18 protein-coding genes are annotated in these 18315 nt (G+C 41.6%); 14 read left to right on the forward strand and 4 right to left on the reverse strand.

The annotated features are described in order from the left end of the window. Positions 1–46: 46 nt before the first annotated feature. The gene (locus AQUSIP_RS03760) at positions 47–1612 is read right to left on the reverse strand and encodes a hypothetical protein (RefSeq protein WP_114834178.1); all 1566 of its coding nucleotides are present in this window, start codon (positions 1610–1612) and stop codon (positions 47–49) included. 208 nt (positions 1613–1820) lie between these two features. Between AQUSIP_RS03760 and AQUSIP_RS03765 the strand changes: the two genes are divergently transcribed. Then, on the forward strand, positions 1821–3080 hold the full coding sequence (locus AQUSIP_RS03765) for an HlyC/CorC family transporter (protein WP_197737820.1): 1260 nt from the start codon (positions 1821–1823) through the stop codon (positions 3078–3080). Between the two features lie 35 nt (positions 3081–3115). Here the strand turns inward: AQUSIP_RS03765 and AQUSIP_RS03770 are convergent, their stop codons facing one another. After that, entirely contained in the window at positions 3116–3490 is a 375-nt protein-coding gene (locus AQUSIP_RS03770) for an Mth938-like domain-containing protein (protein WP_170131780.1), read from the reverse strand. Positions 3491–3589: 99 nt separating this feature from the next. Here AQUSIP_RS03770 and AQUSIP_RS03775 point away from each other — a divergent pair, with 99 nt between their 5' ends. The 7 genes from AQUSIP_RS03775 to AQUSIP_RS03805 all read left to right on the forward strand — a co-directional run bounded on the left by AQUSIP_RS03775 (position 3590) and on the right by AQUSIP_RS03805 (position 10450). Further along, positions 3590–3871 (forward strand): hypothetical protein, encoded by a 282-nt coding sequence (locus tag AQUSIP_RS03775; RefSeq protein ID WP_114834180.1) that lies wholly within the window; start codon positions 3590–3592, stop codon positions 3869–3871. A gap of 41 nt (positions 3872–3912) precedes the next feature. Beyond that, on the forward strand, positions 3913–5643 hold the full coding sequence (gene recJ / locus AQUSIP_RS03780; protein WP_114834181.1) for a single-stranded-DNA-specific exonuclease RecJ: 1731 nt from the start codon (positions 3913–3915) through the stop codon (positions 5641–5643). Between the two features lie 190 nt (positions 5644–5833). After that, on the forward strand, positions 5834–6751 hold the full coding sequence (locus AQUSIP_RS03785) for an iron-containing redox enzyme family protein (protein ID WP_114834182.1): 918 nt from the start codon (positions 5834–5836) through the stop codon (positions 6749–6751). 9 nt (positions 6752–6760) lie between these two features. Beyond that, the gene (locus AQUSIP_RS03790) at positions 6761–7579 is read left to right on the forward strand and encodes a class I SAM-dependent methyltransferase (RefSeq protein WP_114834183.1); all 819 of its coding nucleotides are present in this window, start codon (positions 6761–6763) and stop codon (positions 7577–7579) included. A 6-nt stretch (positions 7580–7585) separates the two neighbouring features. After that, the gene (locus AQUSIP_RS03795) at positions 7586–8893 is read left to right on the forward strand and encodes an ATP-grasp domain-containing protein (protein WP_114834184.1); all 1308 of its coding nucleotides are present in this window, start codon (positions 7586–7588) and stop codon (positions 8891–8893) included. A 70-nt stretch (positions 8894–8963) separates the two neighbouring features. After that, complete coding sequence (locus tag AQUSIP_RS03800; protein WP_232058627.1) at positions 8964–9548, forward strand: RBBP9/YdeN family alpha/beta hydrolase; 585 nt, start codon at positions 8964–8966, stop codon at positions 9546–9548. Continuing rightward, a complete protein-coding gene (locus AQUSIP_RS03805) occupies positions 9542–10450 on the forward strand; it encodes a DMT family transporter (protein ID WP_114834185.1) in 909 nt (302 codons plus the stop codon). The genes AQUSIP_RS03800 and AQUSIP_RS03805 overlap by 7 nt, the downstream gene beginning before the upstream one ends. Before the next feature lie 94 nt (positions 10451–10544). On the opposite strand, the gene AQUSIP_RS03810 is transcribed toward AQUSIP_RS03805, so the two are convergent. Next, positions 10545–12122, reverse strand: coding sequence for a hypothetical protein (locus AQUSIP_RS03810; RefSeq protein ID WP_114834186.1), 1578 nt, complete (start codon positions 12120–12122; stop codon positions 10545–10547). Between the two features lie 65 nt (positions 12123–12187). Further along, entirely contained in the window at positions 12188–12376 is a 189-nt protein-coding gene (locus AQUSIP_RS03815) for a hypothetical protein (protein WP_114834187.1), read from the reverse strand. 141 nt (positions 12377–12517) lie between these two features. Here AQUSIP_RS03815 and AQUSIP_RS03820 point away from each other — a divergent pair, with 141 nt between their 5' ends. From AQUSIP_RS03820 to istA, 6 genes are all read left to right on the forward strand, one after another. Further along, positions 12518–13303, forward strand: coding sequence for an enoyl-CoA hydratase/isomerase family protein (locus AQUSIP_RS03820; RefSeq protein ID WP_114834188.1), 786 nt, complete (start codon positions 12518–12520; stop codon positions 13301–13303). Positions 13304–13602: 299 nt separating this feature from the next. Continuing rightward, complete coding sequence (locus tag AQUSIP_RS03825; protein WP_147277481.1) at positions 13603–13854, forward strand: hypothetical protein; 252 nt, start codon at positions 13603–13605, stop codon at positions 13852–13854. A 128-nt stretch (positions 13855–13982) separates the two neighbouring features. Next, entirely contained in the window at positions 13983–14153 is a 171-nt protein-coding gene (locus AQUSIP_RS12320; protein WP_170131781.1) for a hypothetical protein, read from the forward strand. 722 nt (positions 14154–14875) lie between these two features. Further along, positions 14876–15979: a Fic family protein gene (locus AQUSIP_RS03830; protein WP_114834191.1), complete on the forward strand. Its 1104-nt coding sequence runs from the start codon at positions 14876–14878 to the stop codon at positions 15977–15979. Between the two features lie 142 nt (positions 15980–16121). After that, on the forward strand, positions 16122–16622 hold the full coding sequence (locus tag AQUSIP_RS03835; RefSeq protein ID WP_148326084.1) for a transposase family protein: 501 nt from the start codon (positions 16122–16124) through the stop codon (positions 16620–16622). Positions 16623–16787: 165 nt separating this feature from the next. After that, the gene (istA, locus tag AQUSIP_RS03840; RefSeq protein ID WP_170131899.1) at positions 16788–18305 is read left to right on the forward strand and encodes an IS21 family transposase; all 1518 of its coding nucleotides are present in this window, start codon (positions 16788–16790) and stop codon (positions 18303–18305) included. Positions 18306–18315 lie beyond the last annotated feature (10 nt).

Below are 18315 nucleotides of genomic sequence, written 5' to 3' on the forward strand. Positions count from 1 at the left end.
AAGAGTATACATAAAAAAAGCGGCGGGCGAAAAGGAATTAATTGTCTTAAATAATCGCACAGAATTTAGGTTGGCGATCATTTTTCTCTATTTGTTCCAGCTCCTTTTCAATATCTTCCAGATCATTGCTAATTTGCTGCTCCAAGCTGTTAGTTTTGGGAAAATGATTAAATGTTTGCGTTGACGGAGTGAAGAGACGATGACGGTTTTGTGTGTCATGCGACTCAACCGTGGTCACGGTCACGATCAGATCTGGTGTTGCGAAATTTTCCCGATTCTCTTCGGTCAATAAAGGTTCTTTTTCTTCCGCTGACGCTTTTTCCGGGAATAACCAACCCTTAGCCTTATTCCAGCCATTGACGACGGTGGAATAGCAAAATGAACCCAGGTTATAGGTTTTATTGGCGGTCTGTTTCACGAGAACATAAGTTAAGGGATAAAGTGCAGCGGTACCCTGTAAGGTATCCAGTACAAATACAGCCTTGGTCGTTGCATCAATTGCAGGATCAACATACCGGTGATTGTTAATGCCAATATCATTTTCAATTACATCTTTAAAAAATTCTTCATTCAGTCCCATTTTTAAGTAGGCAATACCACCCGAAATAATGCCAGAGATGGTCATCGCTGCAGATCGCTTGAGCCGTTCGCTCATGCTGGATTGAGAACGGATGTTTGCCATATAGCCATAGAACGCATCGAAGGCGCGCATGTTAAACATGCCGATAAAGCAAATGTTGGTCACCATATTCGCGCCACTTAAAGCCATAAAGATGGATTTTCCAGTCATATCCTCGGCTTTGAAGATTGTTTTCATGGCCATGTAATTTTGCACGCCATCCTGAAGGGATTTGGCGATAAAGAGACAGCCATAGGTTCGGCTCAGATGTTTGCTTATGTTGCTGTGGTAGTGACTGTGCTCATGTTCACCGTGAGGCTTATTGTGCAGCGCTTGACGAATAAGTTTTAAAGTATCGCCACCTTCCGTCGCAAGCATGGTTCCACTTGCTCCCACTGCAATTGAGTAAGATGCGATTTTCCAGGCGAGCGGGGTTTCACTGACTATTTTTAATTCCTTCAGCATGTCGCTTAAGAGAAAGGCAGTCTGAGTGAACTCATTAAAGGCGCCGCCAGCTGAAATGAGTAGCGCAAGAGAAAATGCTGCAACTTCTTTTTTTCTGGATAATTTTGGCCAGTGGTCAGGCGTGCCGGTTCGGACGAGTGAGGAAAATTCATTAACGTTATGCTTCACTTCACCATATGTTAGCCCCATGGTAGAAGCAAAAGCAGCGCCGGAACTTACGATGAGAGTAGGCAGGGATTTATTGCCTGATTGTGTCAAGCCCAGTACCAGGTTGCCCACTTCTTTCGCGCCGGTGGACACGGAGACAATTGTTGCAAATACTTTTGGCCCGCGTGGATCATGGTGTTCATGATGGGCTGACGGGTTAACGGAAACTACTTGAATTTCTTCTTCTGAAATGGAGGAAACAATATCCGATTGAACCGGAACTTGATTTGCCTCTTCGTTGGATACTTTCTTTTGTTCTTCTATGACATCATCAATTGTTAACACCACGTCTTTGTCTATTGGTAATGTTATATGCTGCATTTTATAATTCCCCGCTTTATCGTTGTATAGCTGATTTGAGCTTGATTATTATGCAATATTAATCTTAAGAGAGGATTAATATTGTTGTATGCTTGACATCATCCCCTGTTGACCATACAAGATATTGTTAATTAATAAGTAGGTATGGTTTTAATTCAAGCCTGATAATTGTCTGTATCGTGATTTTATGACCAATTAAGGATATCCGTTGAGCCATTTTCAGATTATTTTTTTTAGTTTTTTACTTATTTCACTGGTTTTGCTTGCCGCCTTTTTTTCCTGTGCAGAAACAGCCCTGATGGCAGTCAACCGCTATCGCCTTCGCCACAAGGCACGCATGAAAAAGCGCTATGCCATCCATTTGTTACAATTACTTAAGCGTCCAGACCGATTGCTGGGAGCCATTCTCATTGGCAGTACGTTTGCCAATGTGCTGGCCTCTTCGCTTGCAACGTTAATCGCATTTCATTTTTGGGGCGACAATGGTGCGTTGCTTGCAGCGTTCCTGCTAACATTTGTGATTCTGATTTTTGCGGAAATCACACCTAAAACCCTTGCAGCTATTTATCCTGACCGGGTTTCCCGCTGGGTTCTGTATCCCATTCATCTTGTGCTTAAATTATTATATCCAATGGTTTGGTTTGCAAATACGATTAGCAATGGTTTTTTACGTTGTATGCATATTCGCGTGGGTACACATTCTGTTGAACCGCTTTCAAGAGAAGAATTACGCAGCGTTGTTTACGATACAACAGGAAAAATTTCCCGTCAATACCAAAACATGCTGCTCAGCATTCTGGATTTAAGCAAACTCACTGTAGATGATGTCATGATCCCACGGCATGAAATTATGGGCATAGACATCGAGCAGCCATGGGAAAAAATGGTTGAACAGATTAATCGTATACATCATGAAGGCGCACCTGTTTACCGCGGCAATGTGGATCAACTGGTGGGTGTTCTCTATGTTCGCAGCGTATTGCAGCCACTTCTTGCGCAGAACACGATGGATAATGAAGTGCTGCAGCAACTGATACAACCGCCTTATTTTGTACCAGAAGGAACACCGTTAAATATTCAGCTGGCTTATTTTCAACAAAGCCATCACAAGATGGCATTTGTTGTGGACGAATACGGTGAAATTCAGGGGATGCTGACACTGAATGATATTCTGGAAGAAATAGTAGGCGATTTTACGTCAAGCGTTTCTGCAGGAAAACGCATTGAATTGCAGCCTGACGGAAGTTATCTGACAGAGGGTACCGTCACAGTGCGCGAATTTAATCGCGCTACAGAATGGGATTTACCATTACGAGGTCCGCGAACGTTGAATGGGTTGATAGTTGAGTACCTTGAAACCCTGCCACGCAGCGGAACAGCTGTTTTAATTGCGGATCATCCTATCGAAATTGTACAAGTAAAAGAAAATCGAGTAAAACTCGCCAGAATTTTCCCCAAGCGAGTGTGATGGTTGGGATTTCCCTGTAGCAGAGTAGATAATCTTTATTGAATAATTAATGCTGCGACGACACGGCGATTTTCCGCTGAAAGAACGTTATAAGTTCGGCAAGCTGCACTGGTATCCATAATCTCAACGCCAATTCCCTGGTTTATTAATTCGCCATATATTTCAACTGGAAGAAAGACATGGGTTGCCCCAGTACCAATTAATAAAATGTCTGGCTTTAAGGCAACAGCCAGCTGGAGAGCGTGGGCAGATAACGCAGCGGCTGTTTGTGGTGCCCAATTTTCTATCAACTGGTCAGGCGAAATGATAATACTTTGCGTGAATGTAATATCATTAACCTGAATCAGGCCCGGTTTGAAGGCTCGGATTTGATAGCCTGCCTGGTTTTCATCGAGCTCTAATGTGGCCATCTGTTCCCCCATGATTAAGTGACTGAATAAATTGACAGCTACCACCAGGGTGATTATGTTACCAAATTAAATGCTTTAATACCTCAACAAGGATTGCATATGGTCAAGATATCAACACAACCATTTACTTCGCTCCCTCCTTACAAAAGTGTAGCAGGGGCTCTTTTACTTAGCGCTTTTTTTGGGCCAGTTGGGTTGCTTTATGCGTCTTTTTGGGGTGGTTTTACCATGATTGCCGTGGGTTTTGTGGTAGTGAGCAGCAAACTTTTTTACCCGATTGCGTTATTCTGGGTCATCTGCTGTATCTGGAGCGTGGGGGCGGTTGAATCCTACAATAAAAAAATTTTACGGGCGGCACAGCAACAGACTGCGTTTCAATAAAAACTTGGTATTCATTATTCCCCTCCTGCGGAAGAATATAAATGAAAAAAAATATTATCAGACGGAGCTATCCGGCGCATGTTATTGCTTCGCTTCATGCGTTTCATCCCGTATTACAAAGAGTTTATGCGGCAAGGCAAGTTCAGTCTGCGCATGAATTAAACCACGCGCTCGATTGTCTGCATCCCTACCATACATTGATCGGTATCGAAAAGGCGGTGAACCTGATGGCTGAAGCCGTGATGCAGAATCAAAAGATACTGATTGTAGGTGACTTTGATGCGGATGGCGCAACCAGCACCGCTCTTGCGGTACGTGCCTTGCGCAGCTTTGGCGCGCAACATGTGCAATTTCTTGTGCCAAATCGCTTTGCTTACGGCTATGGTCTTACGCCGGAGCTGATTACTGCAGCGGAGGATTTTGCGCCTGACGTGATCGTGACGGTTGATAACGGCATTGCCAATCATGCGGGAGTGGAGGCAGCAAAACAGCGTGGGATCCGGGTGATTATTACCGATCATCACTTGCCCGCTGCGACGTTGCCGGCGGCGGATGCGATTGTTAATCCTAATCAACGCGGTGATAACTTTCCCAGCAAACATCTTGCCGGCGTAGGCGTTATTTTTTATGTCATGCTCGCGCTGCGCCGACATCTCTCAACGATAGGCTGGTTTGCAAAAAAACAACTGGCTGAACCCAATATGTCACGCTTGCTTGATCTCGTCGCGTTAGGGACCGTGGCAGACCTTGTTCCGCTTGATCATAACAATCGCATTCTGATTCATCAGGGTCTGCGGCGTATTCGTGCTGGTCTCTCTGTTCCGGGTATTGTCGCGCTATTGGAATTATCTGACCGCAACTTCACGCGAGCCGTGGCTTCAGATCTTGGTTTTGCCGTAGCGGCACGCCTGAATGCAGCAGGGCGGTTGGATGATATGTCGCTGGGTATTGAGTGTTTATTATGTGATGACGGTGCGCGTGCACGTGATATTGCACGCAGACTGGATCAGCTAAATAATGAACGCAAAAGTATAGAGCAGGATATGCAGACGCAGGCATTGGAAGCGCTTAATAAATTGATTTTGCGGTTGCAGGGAGAGCTGCCAAACGGTTTGTGCCTCTTCGATACATCATGGCATCAGGGCGTGATCGGCATTCTTGCTGCACGCATCAAGGATCGGTTTAACCGGCCTGTCATTGTTTTCGCACCGGGTCAGGAAAATGAGCTTAAAGGTTCGGCGCGATCAATCGCAGGATTGCATATTCGTGACATCTTGGCGCTGATTGATGCGCAGTATCCGGGGCTTATTCACAAATTTGGCGGCCATGCGATGGCGGCAGGTTTGACCATCGCCAGTCATGCGTTGGAACCATTCACCAAAGCATTCAATGAAACAGTGAGCCAGCAAATCGCTGATATCGATTTACAGCATGCACTTTTTAGTGATGGCGAACTCTGTGCAGAAGATATTTCCTTGGAAGTGGCTGCTTTGTTGCGTGATGCGGGCCCATGGGGACAAGTGTTTCCAGAGCCGCTTTTTGATGATACGTTTCAAATTGTCGATCAGCGTCTGGTAGCTGAGAAACATTTAAAGCTGCGCTTGCTTAAAGCTGAAAAATTGATTGATGCCATCGCCTTTTTTGTGGATACCAATGCATGGCCTAATCACCGCTGCCAATCCATACGCGCTGCTTACCGGCTGGATGTGAATGAATATAAAGGCAGACAAACGGTACAATTGATTATCGATTATTTTGAGCCGGCTTGTTAACGTCGCCCTATTGACAAATTATTCGCTCCTGTTGCACTATGATGAAAAGCTAATTTTCACATCTTAATTCTACCTCATCCCTTCCATCTTTCATAAGACATGCACGCGCGCATTTTCGCGCTGATTTTCTATCCACTCTTTTTTCTTCATTTCGTTGAATCGATCCATCTTTTTTAAAAGGATTTTTACTATGCAACAATCTATAAAAAATTTATCAATCGTATCATTGCAAAACCATGATGAAGCTCAATCAAAGTATTTTCAGCGGCTGCTTAATCAGATGTATTACACCCTATTGTTCGGGGAGGATGCATCTACAGCGCTTGATCTGTCAACACTGAGTCAGCTAAAAAAAATTGAAACCGCATGGATTGAGTCGGCGCAGCGGGATTGTCTGCAATATTATCCATGCGATCAAGAGGTAAGCAATGGAGAAGTAGTTGCTGCGGCGTTAAAAAAACACCGTGTTTATCAACATAAACTATTCGATTTTCTTCTCCATGAAGCTGGAATGGAGGATTTAAAAAAATTCATTCTCAGTGAATCAGTGCTAAACCTGGAATTTTTTGATTACCTGGCACTATCCATTATCGGTGTGCCTGATCAGGCAAAATCTGAAATTGCTGCTAACTTATGGGATGAAGCTGGCCGGGGTAATATTCAACAGTTTCACACCACACTGTTTAAAAAACTGATGGAAGATCTGGGCCTGCGTTATGACCGGCAAAACATTATTGAAAATATGACTTGGGAGGGATTGGCCGGTATTAATTTGTTCAGCTATTTTTCGATCTACCCATTCAATAAGATGAAATACTTCGGTTTGCTGGCAGCAACTGAGATGCTGGATCCACCCCATTATCATAAATTGATAAAAGCCATCAACCGCATTTTTAATCAAAAGATTGATCATACCTACTATGTCGAGCATGAAATTATTGATATTGAACACGCAGATGGTTGGCTGCAAAAAGTGATCTTGCCTGAATTAAACAAAAACCCACATAAGACACGTGACTTCTGGTTGGGATTTTACCTGCGGCTTGAATCAGCTGAGAAATATTACAACAGCTTGTTGTCATCTTTTATGACCAAACAAGCCGCTTAGGAGGTACTTATGGACTATATGTTAACTTCCAGTGAAAAACATATTGCAAGCGAATGGGAAAAATATAAAGGCTACACAGTACGGCCGGTGCCAAGTACGCTTTCCTATTATAGGCAGCACATTCATTCGCTTGCTGCGCAAAAATCATGTGTGATCCTCGGTGGCACGCCAGAAATCAGGGATATCTTTCAGGCTGAGCACCGTCCCGTCACCTTGATTGATCAATCGGAGGAAATGGTCAGGGCCATGGGCTGGTTAACGGCTGCGAAAAAACCGCTTGCCCCCAATGAACAATTCAGCAAACAAAACTGGCTGACAGTGGCCCTTACTGATCCGGTGGATCTGGTAGTGGGTGATGATGCTATTAATATGGTGAGTTGGGATGAGTTTCCATTATTCCTTAGTCGGATCTGGCAACTATTGAATAAAGAAGGCATCTTTATTTGTCATTTGCTTGTCAAACCGGATGATGAATTGATTGATCAAGAAGTGGAGGATGTATGGCATGCTTATCAAACAGGCTTAATTAAATCAACGTTTGACCTTGCGAGCTGCCTGAATTTTATTTGCTTTGATAAACCCTCTTATCGTATGGGATGGCAACAAACCATATCCCGTATCGGAAAAGACAGGTTGGCCCAGTTTAAACCGGAACTTGATTTTGTTGATCGGTTTCAATTGTGTAACAGCCGTTTCTGTTGTCCGCCACAATCTCTGTTCGAAGCAATAGCAGAAAAGTATTTTACGATTGAGGAAATATTTTATCCGCATGAGCATGCTTATTGTTTGTTTGAACCAGTTTATTTGCTGCGAAAAAAACAAGGATAATAAACCATGACATCTCATTTGATTGCATTTGATCAGCATACGGATTTTTTGGCAGCTGTTAAAAACAAATATGAACACTTTAATTGGCATGCTCAAACCATTGTATTTGTAGAACCCTATGGTGCATCTCTCTCGCTGCTTAAGCACGGATTATCCCGTGGATTCAACATCATTATTTTGACCGCCAATACGGATTTCCGCCAGTTATCCCACGCGATATTAGAAAAGGCATCCTTGGCTATTTGTATTGATACAATCAAAACAGCAGAAGTGATTGCTGTGATGGAGAGCTTGCGCAACATCTTTCCTATCCATGCTGTCATACCCGGATTTGAATACTTTGTTCCTGTCGCTGCGCGCGCCAGCCTGTCTCTCGGTTTGCCGGGCATGCATCCTACGTATGTGATGCGCTTGAGGCGTAAGGACCTGATGCGCCAGGCACTTCAAGCTGCTGGTATACAGGTGCCACGCTTCAGCCTGGTCAATTCCATGTCAGATCTCGGGAAGGCGATAGATTCGATTGGCTTGCCGGCTATTTGCAAGCCCATCGACGCGGCAGGCAGTGTTAATGTCAGACGAGTTAGTACGAAGGAAGAAGCCACTACGGCTGCTTTGCGTATTCTGGAAGGGCATGATGTACTTTGGGGTTATCCGTTAGCTAGGCATGTCTTGTACGAAGAATATATAGAAGGAAAAGAATATAGCGTTGAAGGTATTGTTCAATATGGCCGCATTTATCATTTCAGTCTGACAGAAAAAAATGTGTCTGATCAATTGGAGTTTGTTGAAACAGGTCATATTGTTAATGTGCCTGTAGAAGCCGGGCTAAAAAAGCGTATAGAAAATTATGTGGAAGATGTGCTTCATCACTTGGGGGCAAACCATTGCCCCTTTCATGCTGAAGTTAGGCTGAATAAAGAAGGGAAACCGGTGCTGATGGAAATCGCAGCACGGTTGGCGGGTGATAAAATTGGCGACTTGATCAACCTGGCACGTGAAATCAATTATTTTGATTATGTCTATGCGGCATATTTGGGTGAATCTCTGCCGTTGCCGCAAATGAATAGCCATTTTGCTGGTATCCGTTTTTTTTATCGGCCTGAAATAGAAAGCTATGCTTCAGTAACCGGCAGGGAGATCCTTACTAAATATAAAATAGAGGAGTTTGTTTTGTACTATGGTCCTGGCGATCCTATTCCGGCCTTTCCCAAGGCTTTGAAAAGGCTGGGGCATGTCATCATCAAAGATGACTGTTATGAAAGTCTGGTTCACGCACTGGATCATATTGATCACGACATCATTTTTAATTCTTAAAATGTTAAGGCAGCATAACCCCATTTTGGAAATTGGCTTTAAACATCATATTCACGAAAGGAATAAACAAATGAAGGATCCGAATGTCATTGTTGTTCACGGTGCTTATGGCTATCCGGAGGAAAACTGGTTTGGCTGGTTAAAAAACAGGCTTAACCAACAGGGGATAGCCAGCTATGTGCCACATCTGCCTACACCCCAAGAGCAAAGCCTGTCGCATTGGTTAAGGTTATTTAACCATTCATATTCGCATCTTGTTCACGAGCAGACAATTCTTATCGGGCACAGCTTGGGCGCTGCTTTTATTTTACGCTGGATGGCACAGTCGGCACGCAAAATTGCCGTTGCCATCTTGGTAGGTGCATTTATAGGCAAGGTAGGACTTAATGAATTTGACGAAATAAATCAGAGCTTTTTTAACGATGCCTTTGATTGGCAAGGTATTAAAAAATGCAGTCATTCTTTTATATCTTATTATGGTGATAATGATCCCTATGTCACTAAGAAGCAGTTCCACTGGATAGCTGAACAGTTAGGAGCAAGAAAAATTATTGTTTCACAAGCAGGGCATTTTAATACTGTATCCGGTTATTCCAAGTTTCCTCTTCTGCTAAGTCATTTAAAACAGATTTTAAAAGGAAATCCGCTATGGTAAATGGATTATGTTTTATTTTTTTAGGCACATTAGGATGGGGTATTTCGCTGTTTCTTGTCAAATTGCTGCTGGTATCGTTAACCCCTGAAGACATTATTATTTACCGGATGGCACTGGGTGCATTATTTTTATTTGTGTTAATCAAACATCAGAAAATAAAAACAGCCCAGTCTGGTGTATTAATAAAAGAAGGAGTTGTGATGGGCTTGATGAATATTGCCATTCCATTTTATTTGATTGTGGTGGCTGAAAAAACTGTGTCCAGTTCATTGGCGTCCATCATAAATGGATTAACCCCATTATTTACATTTCTACTCGGTATGATTTTTTATTCATCAGGACAGCGGTTCCATTTTTTTAATTTACTCAGTACTCTCCTCGGGTTGGCAGGAGTGGTGGTGATAAATATGGATTATAGATGGAATGAGAAAATTGAAGTGGATCTTTTTGCTTTAATCATGGCAAGTGTTTCTTATGCGGTCGCAGCTAACTATGCTAAAGCACGCACAAAATCAAGTGATCCCATTCAAGTAGCGGCGGCCGCTGCTGTTGTCTCCGTTTTAGCGATGCTGTTATACAAATCAATAAAAGGAGAAATATTCCACTGGCACATACCACAGAATTTGCTCCAGGTAGCCGCCTTATGCTGGTTGGGGATCATCGGTTCGGGATTGAGCCTTTATCTTTATTGCCTGTTAATACAGCGCACTAGCGCGATAACAGCTTCGATGATTACTTATCTGATGACGTTTACAGGGATCGTCTCGGGCGTAATTTTTCTGCAGGAAAAATTGACTTATCCTGTTATTTCAGGATGCGGTTTCATCCTGGCATCGCTAGTTCTTCTCAATCATGGGCGATGGATTAAAAATCTTCTCATCTGGGATAGAAAAGGGGAGTGACCCATATGCTATCGTGCAGTTTTGATTATTATTCAGAAACGACTATACAAAACATTCGTTACTCCAGATTAAATTTTATCGTTAAGCATAAATACTAAGATCTGCTATTGCGCCTGGGCCGGGTTGTGGGCTGGGGCCCTTTTTCTTCAGATGCGTTCTCAGCGTTGTTAAAAAATGATGCATGGTGCGTGCTGACCGGTGAGACGAGGGCAGGCGATAAAGTAGGTGCTTTTTGAATAGAAGGGAGTAGCAATAAAGCTGCATCTGTAAAGCTTGCCGCGAAGTGATTCTCGCTGAGAATTTTGTATATTTCTTTTTTCTCTTCTGTTGATTGGCTGATCATCAAGGCTGCTCTTTGCTGCTCATTTGAATAAACATATGTGTAGATCAGGAGAGATTTTTCATTTTTATCTAATGTATTATATGGTTTGTTCATCAACTGGTAGAATATGCGATCGCACATTTCTGTTAATTTTTTCTGAAGCAAAGCTTTTGTATTTGTTTCTAAACCAAAGACTTCATAGTGTTTTGATAATCGCTGCATTGTTTTCAGCTGGTCCTCAGTTGTTTCTAACTTTGCTATATCTAGCATAAAGAGTTTGTCTAATTCTTTTTTAGTTCGGAATTCATCAATAAATCGATAACCATCTCGTCCATAGGGAGGTGTCTTTTCACCAGGGTAATATTGCCGCCTGAAATAACTGTATATTGCATCGATATCCTTTTCGCTAATGGAATCGAGTACCTGTTTTTTATGCTCTGGATCCAATTTAACGTAGCTTCTGATAAACGCATTCATTTTCTTCTTAAGATCGAGTTTAGATGCCGATTTTACGATATTTTGCATCTGCGAAATGGATTTTTTTTCATATTGAGAAATAAATTTTACTTCAGATTTTAATCCTTTCTCGTTTAGATCATGCAATATTTTTTCTCTGTCAGATTTGTACTGTGAATTAAGTACCATTATTTTATCTTCTTTTTTCATATCCAGATATTTATCAATAAAACGACTTCGTTGTTCCGCATTTAAATTCCCATAGTAGCCATATTCGATGGCATTGTTTCGCTTTTTCTGACTTTCTCGTTTTATGAAAAATTGAGCGGTATTATCTCGGCGCAATAAGAATTTATCAGAAAAGAGGGATTTTTTTGCGCTGTCTTTTTGTGTTGATAGGACGTCATTTTTATTTTTAACGTCTAATACGATGTATAACTTCATGAAAGATTTTTTCTCATCGTCGAGATGGTCAAATTGTTTGCTTTTTAGTAACTTGGCAATATTTTTTTGGAAGATTTCAGATTTCTGGATTTTTCTGTTCTTTCTAAGCTCTACCAAATCATTCACAGACTGAAATTTCAGCAGCTTATGCTGGTATTCGGGCGTTAGTGTCTGATAATCTTTTAAAAATTGCTTTTTCTCTTTTCTTGACCGCACAGCATACGGTTTTTGCAACAAAACCATCATTGTTTTTAGTTCGGCTATTTTGGCATTGAATATCTTATCGCGCTGTGCTTTTGCCGCATTTACTGATTTGATTTCTTCTTGAAAGTCTCTATTATTTATCTCCCTCGTGTTCTTTTCGTAATCCAAATGTGAAATTTCTTGATCGTATGCTTTTCTTTCTTCTACATCTAAACTAGGCAATACTCCCTTCATGGTTTTTTGCATGGCCGTTAATTCTTCGGTAAGTTGAGATTCGATGATCAAAGCAGCCAAGCCAGGATGACTTTTGCTCAGGGCAATGTAGTTTTTATAAATTCGATTCTTTCTTTTCGCTTTTCATCCGGCTTTTGGGGATTGCTGGATTTTAAACTGTTATATGAGACAAGCAAAATTTCTTTTTGCCTCTCAAGAAAATTTATTTCATTTTGCAAGCGTTCTACTTCTTGCCTTGCAATTTCAATTCCATTAGCCGATATCATGTCTGATTCCCCGTTCGGTATTTTTTACAGCATTTATATAATTATAGGCTTGATTAAATAATTTGCGTTAAAGTCGCTGAACTTCATATTATTTTGTATTATCATTGTGTTGGATTATTTAAATGCAAGGAAAGGAAGACAATGTCAGATACATTGCTATTCTCGGTAAATGACCATATTGCCCGAATCACTTTCAACCGCCCAGCAGTAATGAATTCATTTGACAAGCAAATGGCGGATGAATTGGAGAGCATCACTGAAGAAGTGAGAGCTAATCCTGACATTCGGGCCGTGCTTTTAAATGGAGCAGGTCAATTATTTATGGCAGGAGGCGATTTGCAATTTTTTCATGAACGACTGAATACCATGCCAGCCGGGGTCATGAAAATTGTGCGTACACTCAACGCCTCTATTATTAATCTGATGCATATGCCTAAACCTGTGGTAGCAAGCGTACATGGCTCCGTTGCTGGCGTAGGTGTGAGCTTGATGATGGCTTGCGATCTGGCAATAGCGGCAGAAAAAACCAAATTTACATTAGCCTATACCGGCATTGGTATCAGCCCGGATGGCGGTGCCTCATTCAATTTGCCACGTTTAGTTGGTGTTAAAAAAGCGATGGAATGGCTCTTGCTATCTGATATTTTCGACGCTCACACGGCTCAAGCATATGGACTAATTAATTGGGTAGTGCCTGCCGACAAATTAACAGAAGAAACGGAACGCCTGCTCAAGCGTCTGGCAAATGGTCCTACCCAATCTTACGCACGTGTAAAGCGTCTGATCAATGAAAGCTGGCAATTTGATCTTGAAAAGCAACTTGAACGCGAAGGCAGGGCATTTGAAGCTTGCAGCATAACATCGGATTTTAAAATTGGGGTGAATGGATTTCTCAACAAAAATAAACCTGAATTTACTGGAAAATAATTGATCGAGGTTGGTGGAGTCAGGGGAAATGATATCGCTAACTGATTTTACGGGGTTATTGATTGCGCCCGGAGGGATTCGATCCCCGACCACTCTGGTTCGAAGTGCGGCATGGTAATTTAAATTTAACAATAAATCAATGCCTTACGGAGTATTAGCATATGGAAAACCGATGGAAACCTAATGAAATTACCTGATTTCCAATGGAGGCCTGGTACAATTCTGGTACATTGGGATTATTCTTGAAATTATATTACAATGTATTACAATGTAATATAGGTGTAAGTGAGGGCTTAGCTATGAAATTAAAATCCAGAAATACAACCAGCTACCAGCAGGATCAAGACTTAATTGATCCTATGAGTGAGTGGTTATCTAAAAATCCGGGTTTTAACAAATCAAGGCTTATAAATATGGCTGTAAGACATTTTATAACAACTGAACATAAATTGGTGCCTGTAGAAACAGTAACCGCTAGTGACAAACAAGCATCTGAAATCGCAAAGAAAATGATGAAAAAGCATGCCCATATGCTAGAGAAACTGAAGTAGATGGCTTCTTCCAAAGTAAGCTTAATTACTGTTGACCAAGTGATTTCATTTAATAAGGAAATCGTATCACAGGAAAACCAAAAGCACCTTTGTTTGGATCGCGGAAACAATATATCCAATCAGGTATCATGCAACAAGGACGGTGTGTAATCATAAATGAAAAGTCACCTTTATTTATTTCTAATTCAAAAAAAATAGAAATAAATAAATTAAAAAAAGTTGAAAAAGATGGAAAGCAATATGTAGTAATTGGAAAGGATTCTGATGGTGAGTATTTGCTAGAAATCAAAGTGCCTTAATAGCTAAAATGTAAGTACGTCTCCCCGTTCTGGTGTCAAATAACGAATTCTATATGTACTGGTTGTGTCTCGAGCTATGGCTTTTAATGCGGTCAAAAGATCATGGAAAAATGGAATCAGCCTATGCATAATTGGGCGTTGATAGCATCCTAGCTCCAGATTTATTTTGACGGTCGCTTAAATTTAGAGCTGAGATGATTTCGGACTGACACAGTTTGATGAACGCTCTCCTGATAACCAGCAATATTCCATATAAACTCTTCTTGATAATTTTATTTTAACGGATTCGAGACTAGTTGGTTTTTTGTTAAATTTTTTGCATAAGCTTATGAATAAATTTAACAAAAAAATCGACTATACCAAATTCTGGTACAGTTTTGGTACATTGTTAGGAGTTGGGATGAGGCAAAATCTAGATAGAAGTGCTTGATTAAATAATCGCGCCCGGAGGGATTCGAACCCCCGACCACCTGGTTCGAAGCCAGTAGTGGTGGATTTAAAATTAAATTAAAATCAATACCTTGTGGCAATTTTGCATCAGCAAAACTTCGATAAACCCAGGGAAATTGGTATGAATCTGAGAGAGTTACGTGACAATTTCCCTACACTTTTGGATTAGTATGCGGTGAATATCCATATTAATCTATGCAATACTTGCGGTGAATATAATTGTATATGCGGCGAATATTGACTATAATCTCCTTATTAAATGCGGAGATTATATGTACATCTACGAACATAAAAAATGGCCTAAATTTCAATGGGATCATGCTAGATTAGCTGAACTGCTGGCTGATGTTCGCTATAAGCAAGGACGCTTGCTGGGCTGGATGGATGGTATTGGTTTTCAATTGCGAGAAGAGGCTACATTAGCTACGCTAACGCAAGATGTCATAAAAACCAGTGAAATCGAAGGGGAAAAGCTCGATACAGAACAGGTGCGATCATCCATTGCCAAAAAATTGGGAATGGATATTGGTGCTGCTCGTCAGATAGATAGACATGTCGATGGTATCGTTGAAATTATGTTAGATGCGACATGTCATTATAATGCGCCTTTAACAGAGGAACGGCTATTTGGCTGGCATGCGGCTTTATTCCCAACGGGCAGAAGCGGATTTCAACGTATTCATGTTGGCAGTTGGCGCACAAAAGAAAGTGGTCCTATGCAAGTGGTCTCAGGACCTTATGGTCGTGAAAAGGTGCATTATGAAGCGCCCGATTATAGTCGGTTGAAGAAAGAAATATCTGTTTTTTTAAAGTGGTTTAACCACTCGCAAGAAATAGACTTAGTTATCAAATCGGCACTCGCGCATTTTTGGTTTGTAACAATTCATCCTTTTGATGATGGAAATGGGCGCATTGCAAGAGCAATGGCTGATATGTTATTAGCACGTTCTGAAAATAGCCGTCAGCGATTTTATAGTATGTCGGCGCAAATTCAATGCGAACGTAATGAGTATTATCAAGTGTTAGAAAATTGCCAGAAAGGAAGTTTGGATATCACTGAGTGGTTAGAATGGTATTTGCGTTGTCTGCAACATGCCATTGTAGCCTCAAATTTGGTTTTGCAAACTGTGCTGACAAAAGCAGCATTTTGGCGAGCACATAGCGGAGAATCTTTTAATGAGCGTCAGCGTATGCTTATCAATCGTTTATTAGATGGGTTTGAAGGGAAACTTAATTCATCTAAATGGGCTAAAATAGCTAAATGTTCCCAGGATACAGCTTTGAGAGATATTACAGATCTCTTGGGAAGGAAAGTATTGCTAAAAGATGAAGGTGGGGGGCGAAGTACAAGTTATAAACTTTGTTTGCCGGATTAGGTTAGGACTAGTTTATCTTAATGAGACTGGTGTGCGGATGTAAGAAATAGGCGAGAGTTGGGCTCTACCCCAAATAAGGGGGCATTTTAATCGTAAATAACATACCTTACTTGTTGAATGGACAAGGAAAAGGAGATTAAAAATGCCCCAAAAGGATATTATCCTAAGTTTACCCGGCTTTACCATCAAAAATGTCAGTGGTCATAACCCGATAATTATTGATGTTCATTATCGAAACAAACCACGATGCCCAGCTTGTAATGGCAGGAACGTGCGCAAGAAGGCTAGCTTCATTCGGCGTGTTCGTCATGAGCCGATAGGGCATAGACAAACAGTGTTGCGCTTTAAAGCTTATAAACTCTATTGCCATACCTGCCAGCGTTACTTTAACCAGCAGTTCCCTGGTATCAATAAGTATCAGCGAGCAACAGAACGCCTGCATAATCACCTTTATCATCGACACACGGAAGGTGTTTCGCAACAGTCTCTCGCTCGTGACTTTAAAATGGGTAAAGCAACCATTGAGCGCTGGTACCATCAGCAATATGTGCTTGCTCACAAAGAAATTGATGTTCGACACTGTCCTGTGTATTCCGACCTTATTAGACCACCTATTCCGGTAACATTGGGCCATCCATTCTGATTTTTCTGGGCCACTGGTTCTGGCCGTATTGGATCATCTGTTACGGGACATTGGGCCAGTGATTACGGCGTCATTGGGCTACTTACCAGCTCACGATAGTTTATTTTTTATACAATATCCTCTTGTTTTCAAAGCGAGGGGGTAGTAATCGTGAGATATATAAGTATGCGTAAAATCAGTGAAGTTTTAAGGCAATACCATGAGTTAAAATGCAGCCATCGAGTTATTGCAAGAAGTTTAAATATTGGAAAGACAACCGTTACAAGATACTTAGAACGGGCGAAAGCAGCAGGAATTAATTGGCCTTTGCCGCAATCGATGACAGAAGAAGATTTATACAATCGTCTTTTTCCATCTGCTGTAAAGGTCTCAAGACAGAAGGCATTTCCTGATTGGGAACGGGTCTATAAAGAGCTACGCAAAAAGGGCGTGACCTTACAACTACTCTGGCGAGAATATCGCGATGTTCAGCCGGAGGGCCTGGGTTATTCCCAATTTTGTACCCACTATCGAGCTTATCTCAAGGCGACATCACCCATCATGCGGCAAGTACACAAAGGTGGTGAAAAAACATTTGTAGACTATGCGGGCATGACAGTACCTTGGATTGATCCAGGGACAGGCGAAATTCATGAAGCACAAATTTTTGTAGGCTGTTTAGGCGCATCACAATTTACTTTTGCTGAAGCAACTGCCACGCAGCAAATACCTGATTGGATTCAATCACACGTCAGAATGTGGGAATATTTTGGCGGGGTCAGTGAAATCGTTGTACCAGACAATTTAAAAGCGGGTGTAAAAAAATCTCACCGCTATGATCCCGACATCAATGCAAACTATCAGCATGTGGGCGAGCATTATGGTTTTGCCATTGTTCCTGCGCGTGTTTATGAAGCAAAAGACAAAGCAAAAGTTGAAAATGCGGTTGGTATAGTTGAAAGACAAATTCTTGCGCCAATGCGGCATATCACTTTTACGAGTATTGCTGAAATTAACGCAGCCATCAAACCTCGTCTTGCTGTCCTTAACAATCAATCCTTTCAAAAAATGAAAACATCAAGACGGGCATTATTTGAAGAAATAGATAAATCAGCGCTAAAGCCACTGCCACCCGAAAAATACCAATACGCCGAATGGCAACACGCAAAAGTTCATATCGATTATCATTTTGTATTTGACGATCATTATTACAGCGTGCCGTATAAATATATTCATCATGAAGTTGAGATCCGTGCTACAGCTAACACGGTGGAGTGTTTTTATGAGAGAAAACGTATTGCTTCACATCCACGCAGTTATCATCGGTATAAACACAGCACCATCAAGGAACACATGCCGCCTGCACATCGTGCACATGCGGAATGGTCGCCAGACCGCATGAAGCGATGGGCAAATAAAATTGGCCCGCATACGATGAAGTTTATTGATCGCTTAATCGCCTCGCGCGCGTTTCCAGAACAAGCTTATCGCGCTTGCCTTGGTGTGCTTCGCCTAGGCTCAAGATATGGCGAAAACCGTCTTGAAAAAGCCTGCGCTATCGCCAATGAATCTGGTGCAACACGTTACAGCCAAGTCGAAGCAATATTAAAAAACAAACTTGATACTGTTCCCAATTCTCATTCGACGAATACGCCTGTTATTTCGTCGCATGGAAATATCCGTGGTTCTGACTATTACAAATAAAACTGGAGAT

The sequence above is a fragment of the Aquicella lusitana genome (assembly GCF_902459475.1).
Classification (GTDB): Bacteria; Pseudomonadota; Gammaproteobacteria; order DSM-16500; family DSM-16500; genus Aquicella; species Aquicella lusitana.